General features: G+C 57.3%; 9 protein-coding genes and 1 pseudogene. 3 read left to right on the top strand and 7 right to left on the bottom strand.

All coding sequences use genetic code 11. The features are described from left to right. Positions 1–231 precede the first annotated feature (231 nt). From ACWPN3_RS00235 to ACWPN3_RS00220, 4 genes and pseudogenes are all read right to left on the bottom strand, one after another. Complete coding sequence (locus tag ACWPN3_RS00235) at positions 232–1,806, bottom strand: Shedu immune nuclease family protein (protein ID WP_492260975.1); 1,575 nt, start codon at positions 1,804–1,806, stop codon at positions 232–234. 501 nt (positions 1,807–2,307) lie between these two features. Further along, positions 2,308–3,277 (bottom strand): annotated as a pseudogene (locus ACWPN3_RS00230) (IS110 family RNA-guided transposase). 275 nt (positions 3,278–3,552) lie between these two features. Next, the gene (locus tag ACWPN3_RS00225) at positions 3,553–4,800 is read right to left on the bottom strand and encodes a hypothetical protein (protein ID WP_492242372.1); all 1,248 of its coding nucleotides are present in this window, start codon (positions 4,798–4,800) and stop codon (positions 3,553–3,555) included. 19 nt (positions 4,801–4,819) lie between these two features. Continuing rightward, positions 4,820–6,343 carry a DGQHR domain-containing protein gene (locus ACWPN3_RS00220; protein WP_492242373.1) on the bottom strand — a complete coding sequence of 508 codons (1,524 nt, stop codon included), beginning with the start codon at positions 6,341–6,343 and terminating at the stop codon, positions 4,820–4,822. A gap of 326 nt (positions 6,344–6,669) precedes the next feature. Here ACWPN3_RS00220 and ACWPN3_RS00215 point away from each other — a divergent pair, with 326 nt between their 5' ends. Then, a complete protein-coding gene (locus ACWPN3_RS00215) occupies positions 6,670–7,746 on the top strand; it encodes an IS5 family transposase (RefSeq protein ID WP_492242374.1) in 1,077 nt (358 codons plus the stop codon). Between the two features lie 797 nt (positions 7,747–8,543). On the opposite strand, the gene ACWPN3_RS00210 is transcribed toward ACWPN3_RS00215, so the two are convergent. From ACWPN3_RS00210 to ACWPN3_RS00200, 3 genes are all read right to left on the bottom strand, one after another. Further along, the gene (locus ACWPN3_RS00210; RefSeq protein ID WP_492242376.1) at positions 8,544–9,158 is read right to left on the bottom strand and encodes a hypothetical protein; all 615 of its coding nucleotides are present in this window, start codon (positions 9,156–9,158) and stop codon (positions 8,544–8,546) included. A 47-nt stretch (positions 9,159–9,205) separates the two neighbouring features. Next, on the bottom strand, positions 9,206–9,631 hold the full coding sequence (locus tag ACWPN3_RS00205) for a hypothetical protein (protein ID WP_492242377.1): 426 nt from the start codon (positions 9,629–9,631) through the stop codon (positions 9,206–9,208). Between the two features lie 1,043 nt (positions 9,632–10,674). Further along, a complete protein-coding gene (locus tag ACWPN3_RS00200) occupies positions 10,675–10,875 on the bottom strand; it encodes a hypothetical protein (protein ID WP_492260974.1) in 201 nt (66 codons plus the stop codon). 71 nt (positions 10,876–10,946) lie between these two features. Here ACWPN3_RS00200 and ACWPN3_RS00195 point away from each other — a divergent pair, with 71 nt between their 5' ends. Together ACWPN3_RS00195 and ACWPN3_RS00190 are read left to right on the top strand one after the other, a co-directional pair. Next, a complete protein-coding gene (locus tag ACWPN3_RS00195) occupies positions 10,947–11,258 on the top strand; it encodes a hypothetical protein (protein ID WP_492260973.1) in 312 nt (103 codons plus the stop codon). Next, entirely contained in the window at positions 11,236–12,147 is a 912-nt protein-coding gene (locus ACWPN3_RS00190; protein WP_492260972.1) for an RES family NAD+ phosphorylase, read from the top strand. The genes ACWPN3_RS00195 and ACWPN3_RS00190 overlap by 23 nt, the downstream gene beginning before the upstream one ends. Positions 12,148–12,163 lie beyond the last annotated feature (16 nt).

Below are 12,163 nucleotides of genomic sequence, written 5' to 3'. Positions count from 1 at the left end.
AAGCGGCCGGCAACACCGACTTTTTCAACACTATCGGTCAGGAGCGGACATGAGCAGCCGGTATGCAACGGGATCGGGATTGCTGTAGCCACCGACGAGGAGATCGCCGTCGTGGTGGGCAAACAGTCGAAGTCCAAGGCTGGGCTGCTCTGAAGGGCACGGTCGGCGGGGAGTAGGCATCAGCCCGTTCCCCCGTCGGCCAGCGTCTTATCGACATCACACTTTGCAAGATCAAGCTTCGTCAGGATCAAGCACATCGTCGGGATCGAGTTCGTCGTCGAGAACAATGTCTTCTTCGTCTTCTTCCAGGTCGTAGAAGTCGTCCTCGGCCTCATACTTTGAGCGGTCCTCCGGCCTAATAAGTTCGTGCGCTTTTGCGGCCTCGTCCGCTTCTGCGGCCGGCCGCGCGGTCGTGGCTAGGAACTCGCGAAGCGATTCTAGCTTAATCAGAAGTTCGTCAAAGGTGACGATACGCACGTCCTTTAGACTCTGGCGGTAAATCTCGAACGACTGCCTGCAATCCTCGTCCTCTGGCGTCCGGCCCGCCACGACGACGCAATCCACGTGATAGGTTGTGAGCTCAAGCCCACGATTGTTGCTCCGGTGAGTCGCTATATCCTTCTGTAGGCGGTAGCGCTGATCAAGGACCTGGGCCACAGCGCCCGATAGGTCGGCGTGCGGCTGGTAGACCGGATTGGCATTTGTCGCCCCACGATAGGGCTTGGCCGCGAGCAGCTCTGCTTGCGGCGTCTTCAGTTCGACAAGTGCCGCGTTACTGGTGACTGGATTCTTCGCCAGAAAATCGGCGATCTTGGCCCCGCTGCCATCAAGATGCGGAGCGCCAACGCTCGCTTCCCTCAAGACCTTTACCACGGGGTATCCAAATATCATCGACAGTATGAACGGGTTCAGATCGAAGATTTTCTGCCACCGCTTCTCAGTCTTCTTCGGCTGATCTAACAATTTCTTGAAATTCACGATGAGGGTATCGAGATTGACCAGTTCGATATTGCGATGGAGTTGGAACAGCTTCTCTGGCGCCGCGCGCTTGAGATCATTGACCCGCTTTTGAACTTCCGACACAAGGGCGGTCTCATCCTTGCTCGAAAGTTTCAGCTTCGAGCTACGAACCACGTTCAGAGTCTCGAAGATGGTATCTTCCGTGTATGGCGGCACCTCTTCAGGATAGGTGTCGGGATTTAGTGGCGAGATCAGATGGTTCCAGACGTGGGCGTTACGTTCCTGAAGGCTCCGTCGTTGGTGGCGATCGGCAATACGGCTGAGGTAGGTAAGTGCGGCATCAACTTGGTCATGCCCAAGAGTTAGGGTGTCACCATTCAGTGCCGGATCACGCACCTTGGAAACCACGAGGCGCGTAACATTCGTCAGATGTTCAATCTGCTTGATGAACGGGAGGTAGACCTTAGGCAGGCCTAGTCCGTATTCAGCGCGCTTATAAAAGCCCTCCGGCAGGACCGCCAGTGCGTTTTTTACTTCATCGGGCGTTTGCGGCAGAACGACTTCATACCCTTCGAAGAGTATCGTCCGGATATTATTGAAGCGGGGTCGGAGGAATCGATCCTTCGGTGGATAAATTATGATCGGTGTGATTTCAATTTCCCTGGCGTCAGCATCGAACCGGATCACGTCCCGGCGCGGTAGATCCGTGCCCGGCGCTGGCGACTGCCCGGTTGCGTGTTGATATGCGAGCGCGCTCGGCTCGAAAGCCACCGTCAGCTTGCAAGCACCGTCCGGGCTTAGGTAAAGGGTTCCGGCGTATCGGACATCGAAAGTAGTCAGAGCCACGGGTCGTCTCCGTCGAGGAGATGGATCTTTACCCTTCAATATCACGATGTTGAGTCAAACTCACAACTTGAGTGAGAGTGTCAGGAATTTCGTACTTGGCGGGGTTATCCTAGAACGGAAGGAGGCCCACCATGGCCCGATGCAAAGAGCCTGTTATCCCGGATGCGATCCCCGACCAGCTTTTGGCTGGAGCTGACGCCAAGACGGCCTTCGATCAGAACGGCTTGCTCGACCATGTGTGGACGGCACCTCCGGCGAAAGAGGGAAATCCGCGTTGACGGGCCGAGAAGGATGCATCCATGTGTCCGGTCTGTTGTTGCAGCCGCTGGCTGCTGGCCTTGATGAATTCCGCGGATCGACGCCCAAATCAGCTCATCGTGCTCGGTGGCGCTTGGTCCCCATGGGTTTGGCTGATCGCCGGTCCTGCCGGTTCGTCATGACGTCTCACCACCCTTGCCCCCACCCCGCCGAGCCATCCGACGCCCGCGAGATGGATGCTGTCTACGCTACGCTCGGCGCAGCGTAGGTCACTCCCTGCGTCATCACCACCCAGGCGATGCGCGCGGTCTTGTTGGCCAGAGCCACGGCGGCCAGCTTCGCCGGCTTGCGCTCCAGCAGCTTCGTCGCGCAACTGCGGCTGGCGTTGTCCTTGCGGGCCAACTGCATCACTGCGGTTGCGCCGACGACGAGCAGGCCGCGAACATAGCCGTCGCCCTGCTTGCTGATGCCGACCTGGCGCTCCTTGCCACCGCTGCTTTGGGCCTTCGGCGTCAGGCCGAGCCATGCGGCGAACTGCCGGCCGGAGCGAAACAGCGTACTGTCCGGCACGGCCGCGGTGATGGCGCTTGCAGTGATCGGTCCGATGCCGGGAATGGTCGCCAAACGCCGGCTGGCATCGTTGGCCCTATGCCAGGCGAGGATGTGTTTCTCAAGCCGTTCGATCTCGGCCTCAAGCTGCCGGAGTTGCTCGACGATGCCGTGCAACGCCAAGCGCGCCAGCTCCGGAAAGCGATCCTGCGCCTCATGGAGGGCCACGGTCACTGCCTTCACGCCGCCGGGCTCCTTGACCGCAATGATCCCGAACTCTGCAAGGTGCCCGCGCAACCCGTTGGTCAGCATCGTTCCCTGCCGCACCAGCAAGTCGCGGGTCTTGTGCAGCATCAGCGCGGCCTGCTGGTTCACGCTCTTGACGGCCACAAAGCGCATGGTCGGCCGCGTGACCGCTTCGCAAATCGCCTTCGGCATCAGCCGTGTCGGTCTTGCCCCGCTTCACATACGGTTTGACGTAGGCGGGCGGCATCAGCCTCACCGTATGCCCGAAAGCCGCAATCTTGCGCGCCCAGAAATGCGCCGTGCCACAGGCCTCTATCCCGACCAGGCAAGGCGACACGCTCTGAAAGAACTTCAGAACCTCGCCTCGCCGCAGTTGCCGACGGATCAGGATCTTTCCATTCGCGGCAATTCCATGGATCTGGAAAACATTCTTCGCCTAGTCCAGATCGATCGTCACCACCTCTCCCATGGACGGCCCTTCTGAGTTGGTTTCTTCAACGGCATCAGCTTGCCGCCGATCCTACAAGGTGGAAGGGCCGTCCACCACATCAGCTCACTGAACATTTAAGAGCCTGTTAGAGAATGCGGCTAATAGAAAGCATGCCGGCGGGGGGAAGAGTTCCTGCGTTTCCATCACGTATTGGGTTTTCCGCCGATTCTTAAACAGGCACTAAAGTTTAGTTCCCATGTATTTTATCGGAAGAGACTCCATAGGGCAGCACGTTCTGCTTCACATATCCGCATGGCGTTACCCTGCAGTGCTGAGAGCCATGCATATCGATGACTGTTAGGCGCAGTAGCACTTTCCTCAAGGGCAAGATCAATATCCTCCCAAAGGTCAGCAGTGGCCAAAGGTGGGAAATTCGGATCCCATAGACCATGGCAAGCACCAAAATCCTGCCACCAATCATTAAAATGATGCGAAGGATGGACGCCTGAAGCGCGCAGATTCTCTTCAGCCATTCCCGTTGCCAATCTAAGAAGAAGACCAGCCCGACACATCATTGCATAAGGGTGTGCCGGATATGAAGTGTTCGCCAGCCAGGAATTGAATTGGTGGTCATAAGGATCACTAACCCGAGTCAGAAAATCGAAGGATACGATGGACTTAGTTATTTCATCTAATCGGGAATAGCTGTGCGCATAATCTGACACCTCAAGGCCATGGTTTCTTGCCTCGGTCTCAAGAAGAATGCGCAACAAATGTCGCTCAATCTCCACGCCATTCGGCCGGAGTGTCCTCCAAAACATTGAAAGAAATGCTACATCCTGAGCCGGAGTAGTTGAAATAGGACGAAGTGCGGTCGGTTGATAGCTTGACCAATTTCGCTGGTCGCGGTCATCCGCACCCAGCCGAAGATCGAAGCCCCAGTTATACATTAACTCACGCGCACCAGCTAAAGTCTGCGCAGGAAAAAATTCCCGGAAAGACTTAAGCAGAGACGCGCCAGCCAACTGAACTGGACTGATTAGTCGCTCCATGCTCGATGGCCCCGTCGACCACTCGGCCAGCGCAAGCCAAGCCATTTCATGGGTAGATATATCGGACATTATATGGGATTTGCCTAATGCGTCGATAACCGCATTTCGTCGATTGAATATTCCGATACTGGAACTCGCAAGTATTGAGAGAGCAGCTCGCAGTTCTGCATAATAAGATAGATGTCGTACAGCGTGAGCTTGCCCACTTAGCAAGGCAGAAAAAGCCCTTCCAAGGTAACTCCAGCCGTCAATAGCGTGGAGAGGCCCCCGTATAGCGATTACCTCTAGCATGTCAGAATCGGATACCGCAGCGAAAGCGGCTTTTCCTGTCGGAAGCATGCCATCTTGATATGGGTGCGCGGCCGGCAGCCAGGGTGGGCAGGCTTGCGTACGAAATCGGCTCAAAGCATTGACAACGGCGCTTGGATCAGCAAGGGCCAGAATCGATTTGTCGGTCACTTCTAATGGGGCATTCATATTAGGATAGCCGTTTCAAAACTTCGCCCGCCACCTCCGCGATATCCTCGGGACCGTTAGTGAGATGACGAAAGAGTTGCTCGCGCAGTGCCACATAACCGCTACTGCCGCGAAATGCACGCTTAAGCATGCGCTGCTCCTCAGTGATTCCTGGCGCATCCGCAGACCGCCAGTCGAAATGAGAAATAGCCATCCCGAAATCGCTAATCTTTTTAAAGATCTCGGATTGCTTTAGCTCATCTAGTGCAATTGTTACATCTTCAGAATTGGTCGCTGTTCCAGGCGTTAAAGCAGTATCCAATTCAAATAACCCTGGTTTTCGCTGGGCAAGTGAAAAGAATATATCATTTGCTACAGCCAATATACCGCGCACACCCTGCTCCTGATTAAGCATTGTCCTGTTACCGATAAATGCTTGTGCGGGGTCATAATCCAAGGTTTCTTGCCCTTTTGGGCGAATAAGTTGGTCAACCCATTCATGCGTAGAACAAGTAACGTGTTCATAAATTGCATTCCATATAGCGATCAGAAATGCCGCCTGCTGAGGACGTGACCAGCGAAGAGGTCCGCTTGCAGGTGTGATATTAGCAGCAAAAAGGCCGCTAACTGATCGCCCGCTACCCGTTGAAAGAAAACTTATAGTAATTGCCTGTACCCAGCCAGCTTGAGTTACACCTGCACCAAGTGGCGCCGTTTTTGAAGATTCTCCCAACATGTTAATGCGATTATGAAACGGGCTCTCTGGCTGACTATAAAGGATTTCCGTTAGCTCTTGCGCTCGCGCCTGGCGGTATATCCGCAAATCAGAAAGAGTTTCCAACCATTCTGCTGAACGCAGCAACGGAAAGAGATCAAATGCATGGCTAGGGTTAATACGTTTTGGAGAGACATTAATTGACCAGAACAAATACGCCTGCCAGCCTACATCAAGGCCGGTGAAGGCAACTACCGGTAACTCGAAATCTCCGGGTAAACTGCCATCCCTGAGCGCCTCATCGAAGGCCCATAACCGATGCTGGCCATCAATGACTTCGAACGGTTCCAAGTCGGAAGGAGACCATTGCTCAAGGCGGTTAGAATATGGCAGAGTTAGTTCAGCACGATTTTCATCCTCAACATTAATCTCGACTATATCACTGGCCGCGACTTTACGCCCGCGCCGCTCGTCATCTGCCGTGAGGATATTGACAACAATAGCCGTTGGCAACCAACCAGGTTTCCGCATCGCAGCTGAGGTTTTATCACGGGCAGCCATGGGCAAGCTGCTATAAGGGTGTCCAAATCGAACAAAGTCACGAATTGCCGCCGATCGCTTAGGGTCATGGAGGCGTTGAAGCCCTTCACCGCCTTTGTTACTTCGAACTCGCCGGTACACACCGCTCAGGGCACGCAGTTGGACTGCGGGCATGGAGAAAAGCAGGATATGCTCATCGGGCTTACGCCGATGATGCTCCAAATCAAATGCGAATTCGTCCCATTCTGAAAGCCACTGCTTAAATCGGATCGCATGAATTTTATGAGCCATCACGCCCCCCAACAACCGTTATAGCGAAATTGTATACATAGATACCATTTCTAACGCAAAAGCTATCCCAGATCCTATTCTATGATAATGTGGCAGCAGTTTGAAGAAGCGCCACCTGATGGCTCCAAAAGCTCTCAATGGCAGGCTGAAGATGCTCTGGAATACGGAGCATTGACGTCGAGTGTGTCGTTAATGTCGGTCATTGCTTCCCTCCGTCGCCGTTCTGCCGCCTTCCGTAGGCTCTAGCAGGCCGCGGAAAAAGGCTATGCCCGGCTTGCCGGTCGTGATTCTCTCCGTTTGAAGAGACTGCGGCCGGTGAGGTGACGATGCGGGGATTGGACGAACACAGCGAGGGGCTGTTCAGCTATGTGAGCTGTGAGGCCCGTGTTCCGGCGAGCCATCCTCTACGACCGATCCGTGCCATCGTTGATGAAGCGCTGGAGGTGATGTCGCCGGCGTTCGAGGGACTGTACTCGACGATCGGCCGACCATCGATCCCGCCGGAGAAGCTGCTGCGGGCGCTGCTACTCCAGGCCTTCTACTCGGTGCGCTCGGAACGCCAGTTGATGGAACAGCTTGACTACAACCTGCTGTTCCGCTGGTTCGTCGGCTTGTCGATGGACGCCCCGGTGTGGGACGTGACGGTGTTCACCAAGAACCGTGAGCGCCTGCTGGCCGGCGATGTGGCGGCCAAGTTCCTGGCCGCCGTTCTGGGTCAACCCCGGGTCAAGGCGCTGCTGTCGGACGAGCACTTCTCGGTGGATGGAACGCTGATCGAAGCCTGGGCGTCGGTGAAGAGCTTCCGGCCCAAAGATGGCAGTGGCGAGCCGCCGGGGCCGGGACGCAACGGCGACCGCGACTTCCATGGTGAGAAGCGGTCCAACGAGACCCATGCCTCGACCAGCGATCCTGAGGCGCGGTTGTACCGCAAGGGCAACGGGCAGCCGGCGAAGCTGGCCTTCATGGGCCATGCATTGATGGAGAACCGTCACGCCCTGGTGGTGAATGTCCGGCTCACCGCGGCCACCGGTCTGGCTGAACGCGAAGCGGCGGTGTCCATGGTCGAGGCGATCCCCGACCGCCACCGCATCACGGTGGGCGCCGACAAGGCTTATGACACCAAGGATTTCGTGGCGAACATGCGCAGCCTGGGCGCCGCTGCGCACGTCGCGCAGAACACGAGCAACCGCCGCTCGGCGGTCGACGGCCGGACCACCCGTCACCCCGGCTACGCCGTCAGCCTGAGAATCCGCAAACGGATTGAGGAGCTGTTCGGCTGGATCAAGGGAGCTGGCTTGCGCAAAACGCGTCATCTCGGCACGGCCCGCGTCGGCTGGATGTTCACCCTGACCGCTACCGCCTACAACCTGATCCGCCGGCCCAAGCTGCTGGCGGCGGCATAATGACGCCCGGAGTCCGCCTGAACGGCGGCTCCGAGCGTCTCGGAGCGCGAAAAGGCGCTCCATTCTGACAAAAACGGGCGGTGGAAACGCCATTTCCAAGCCTCAGCAGAGGCAAAAAGCCGAAATATGTTCGTTTTTCCGCGACCTGCTAGTGTCATACCGGTGCAGGTCTGGCACACCCGCGCGAAGACTCCGGAGCGAGCGGAACAGTTGGTTGGACAGCTGCCCGAGGCGGTCGGCCTGCGGCTGCAGGCGATCGAGATCGGTCACACCGCTCAGACGGTCGAGAGTGTGTCCGGGGCGATACCCTGGCCCTGGCCCAACAAGGCGACGTGAGCAGGGGGGCAGATGCGCTCGCACTGCCCATGCAACAGGCGGGGACCAATCGATCCAGGCCAGTGAGTGGTTCGACTGCCTATAGGACCGGGATGAAGCGGATTATCCTCCTCCTGCCGACTGTAGGGTGCGGTCTTCTCCGCCGCAAACCGCCACGGTTCACTCTGAAAGCAGTCTCTTAGTCTGCAGATTGAGCAGGATGGTCCCCGCTTGTTGTAGGTCCTGGGCGGCGCCGACATGGGTCGAATGGCCGCACATCCGCCACGGCCTCCGGCTCCATCCCCGCCGCAGCGGCGAATTGCTTGAGGCTTACCGACACCACACTGGTTGGCAAAGAGGCATCGCGCACCCGACCGGAGAGGTAGATCGACCGGAACAGCGGCCCCTGGTCGACTTAGACACTACAACACTTCGCTGCCATGGGTGAATTGCTCCTGCGGACGCAGGAGCAACTCCGCAGCCTAAAGTCTATGAATAAAATCTATGCACATTTCAGGAAGCGCATGCGGCACCAAATGCACCTTCAGGTATTCCGCATCTTCGAGTTCGTTCAGCTTTGCCTGAAGCTGTTGAACCTTTTGCGTTAGGGTGTCGCTGTCCTTTTTGGACAACGGGGCAGTGCCACATGCTTGTCGAGCCTTCTCCAAAAGCGTCGGATTGGCGGCCACCTCAGGACGGTAGTAGAATACCGCAGAGATCGACTGAAGATCAAGATTTTTGGAGACAATTCTGATATGGGAGATCAGGTCATCCAGACGACCTGAAAGCTGGGAGGTTAGCGGCAAAGCGGGATCTATTTTGATTATCACGCCTTGATTAACCTGCTGCTCCATAAGCTTGTAATCAACCCCAATGGTGATTTTGCCAATGAGATCACCATTCCCGCCATGCATGAAGATTGTCGTTGAACACAAAACTTGTTTGGCGAACCCCCGACTGACCGTAGCTTCGATTGTAGGGTTTTGGCATTCCGCAGGAAACGCCCGGAGGATCGATAGACTTACTGACCTTGCGGCTGCTGGCCGGCTCAGCACCACCTGAGTGTTCACGTCAGGATCACGAGAATCGACAATCATAGTTTCCTCCGATTTAGGTAAACGGTAGCCAAAGGCGAGCAATCAACTTATGGGAACACCTTCTCTTCCACTCTCCCCCTCTGCTGTGCTTCCATGGTGAAATCGTCGCCCATCATCTCACGACCGTTTTCGTAGAGACTAAGAATTGTCGCAAGTGCCTCAGCCGGCAATCTCTTGGTTGGCTTCTTGCCACCATCTTCGTCTTTGCTAGGGTTCACTTGAGGGTCTTCGACCGACAAGCTCTTGACAGGCTCTTGGTCCACTTCAATCGCAACACCAGGCCGGCTGAACGCGGCGAGGAAGACACGCTTGATCCGGACCCATAAAGCGTTCGCAATCGGTAAGAGCGCAATTCCGATACCAATGATCGCGCCAGTTGCCTGGAGCGGGTCTCTCCATCTGGTCAGCGTTGTGCTCAATCTGGCAAAGAATCCACCGCCAGTTCCTTCGACGCCAGGGGGTACTTCGATCATGCATCACCCTCCCTAAATCCCGTTGCGCTCACGCCCAGACTTGCCCAGACCTGAGAGGTAGGACCGACTAGCGTTATCAGCAAGCATTGAGGAAAACCTCCTCCATCAGTGGTATCCGGAGACGCCAATACCTAAATATATATTTGCGTATTACTCAGGCGATGGGCGTAACTCTCCCCTGAACTTCATCTTAAAGGATTGCTCTTAATGCGTCTGGCCTACCGGTTGCGGTATGACGAGGCCTGTCTTCGTGCTATACTTAATTCATGCTAATCGGCTTCTCGGCAACTTGGTGCTCAGACCAAAGCGCGGTCGGCTCAACCCTCCCCTCCTGAATCTGTACTCCTCCGCGGCGCCGTCGCCCGCCAAGCTGTGAGCGCCGCCACGACCTCAGCGGATAGCCAGGCCACGGCGCCCTGCCCCTCCTGGTCCATTCCGGAACGGCGGATCCGAATGGTCGCCTCGCCTGGTTGCGCGGCCGGATTCAAGGCAATTTCCACTACGTTGAGGTCGGCCTAGCGCAGCGCCAACAACTCTTCGGTGCCGGCCAGGGTGTCGCGGCTCACCGGGAGCAGCGATCGGTCGCGCAAGTCGATCGGACGGAGTGGCTTGCGCCGGTCCTCAACTCCGCGGAGTTCATGGTGGCGCCCGGGTCACTTGCCGGCGTCGCCCTCTCTGTCGTCTGCGCCGAACTGGTGGACCGCAGAGCGGGCGCCAATGGTCCGAGGCGCCCGGCCGTCGCCACCACCGGTTAGCCGGGTCCTGCGCCCGCGGCCAACAATGCTGGAGACGGCAGCCTTCGCTAACGTGGTCACCGTTGCCCTGCAGCTGTCGTGGTTCGGCGGTTTGCCCGCCGACGTCCTCATAGTCGGCGCAGGCGTGCGGATCGCCGGTGGGAAAGCCCGTTGCGCCCTCGCGGCCTATCGCTCTTACGGGTGCCGCAGGCAACCAAAAACCCTAGGTTTGACGCTTTCCGGCGCCCTATCGGAGAGGGTAGTCTGCCGTTTAGAAAGTGACGGGGCGCAGACCTGTCCGCTCAATCTTCAGGCAAAGCTGGAACGGTTCTCTTGCCAGACAATTCCAATCGAAAAATCTGTTGCGGCTGCATCGGCGAGCCCTTCCTGCGCGAACGCGTCGTAAAGGAAGGAGAGGTTGCCACCTGCGACTACTGCAACGACGAAGAAGAACCCTGCATAACGATCGAGGATTTGGCCGATCACATCGAAGGCGCTTTCGAACGGCACTACCAACGCACGTCCAACCAGCGTGACGACTACGAGCGGATGCTCCAGTGGGACAAGGAAAGCGACTACGAGTGGGCCCCCCCGGCGAACCCGTCCTGTACGTCATCCAGGGCGCTGCGATGATCGAGGAGGACATCGCACGCGATGTCCTCGACTTCCTCGACCTCCGCAATTGCGATATCGAGATGGCTCAGATGGGCGAGAAGTGGGAGTTCTCCAAGGAAAGCCGGTATGAGGAGAAGGGCGTCGATGACCAGGAGTTCGCCTTCGAATGGCAAAGCATCGAACACTCCCTGAAAGTCGAAGTCCCGTTTCTTCAACCAAAGCGCGGAAACGTTCCTATTCCGCCTGTTCTCCGACATGGACAGCAGCGTCACGCGTGAGGGTCGTCCGGTGGTCATCACAGCGGGACCCAACACCGAGCACCGATCGTTCTTCCGTGCACGCGTGTTCCACAGGCCTGAAGACCTCGAAGAGGCGATGAAGCGGCCGGATATCCACATCGGGCCGCCGCCAGGAAAGCTCGCGCGCGCGGGCCGCATGAATGCAAACGGCATCTCCATGTTCTACGGCGCGTCCGAAAAGGCCGTCGCCCTCGCGGAGGTGCGACCGCCCGTCGGCAGCCGAGCACTCATCGGCGAGTTCCAATTGATCCGCCCGGTCCGCCTGCTCGATGTGAAAGCGCTACAGTCCGTGGATGTCACCGGCAGCATTTTCGACCAGAACTACCTTGACCGGCTGGTGCTCGCCAAGTTCGTGGAGGGGCTCAGCGAGCGGATCACAATGCCCGTGACGCCCGACGACGAACCGACCGAATACCTCGTCACCCAGATGATCGCGGACTATCTGGCGCGGCGGCCCGCGCCGGGGCTCGACGGCATCCTGTTTCCGTCCGTCCAGTGCCCTGGAGAGCATCGCAACGTTGCACTTTTCCATCACGCCTCCCGCGTGGAGATGATGGTGCTTCCGGAGGGCGCAGAGCTGTCGGCGATGCAGTGCCTGTCTACCGAGGACGGCGAGGAATACGACTACCGGCTGTGGGAAGAGGTTCCGCCACCGCCTGAGAAGGTCGAAGAGCGGAAGCCCAAAAACAGCCTGTTCAGCATGTTCAAACCCGTGCGGTATGATCCGAGCGAGGACACCCGCGAGAACACGCTACGCGTCGTGGCCGACGAGATCACCGCGCATCATATCAAAGGCGTCACCTTCACGACTGAGAACTACTCGGTCCACCGCAGCAGAATCGCCAAACGCAAGTGGAAGCTGGTTTAGTCCAGATGCAGGAGGG

The organism is Azospirillum sp. UENF 111221 (genome assembly GCF_058780625.1).
The sequence above is the reverse complement of the archived record's forward strand: the minus strand, read 5'-3'. Positions and strand labels throughout refer to the sequence as shown.

Coding starts and splice junctions, on each gene's coding strand:
- ACWPN3_RS00220 (WP_492242373.1), bottom strand. CDS start 6,343: ATGGCTCATAAAATTCATGCGATCCGATTTAAGCAGTGGCTTTCAGAA.
- ACWPN3_RS00215 (WP_492242374.1), top strand. CDS start 6,670: ATGCGGGGATTGGACGAACACAGCGAGGGGCTGTTCAGCTATGTGAGC.
- ACWPN3_RS00210 (WP_492242376.1), bottom strand. CDS start 9,158: ATGATTGTCGATTCTCGTGATCCTGACGTGAACACTCAGGTGGTGCTG.
- ACWPN3_RS00205 (WP_492242377.1), bottom strand. CDS start 9,631: ATGATCGAAGTACCCCCTGGCGTCGAAGGAACTGGCGGTGGATTCTTT.
- ACWPN3_RS00190 (WP_492260972.1), top strand. CDS start 11,236: ATGGACAGCAGCGTCACGCGTGAGGGTCGTCCGGTGGTCATCACAGCG.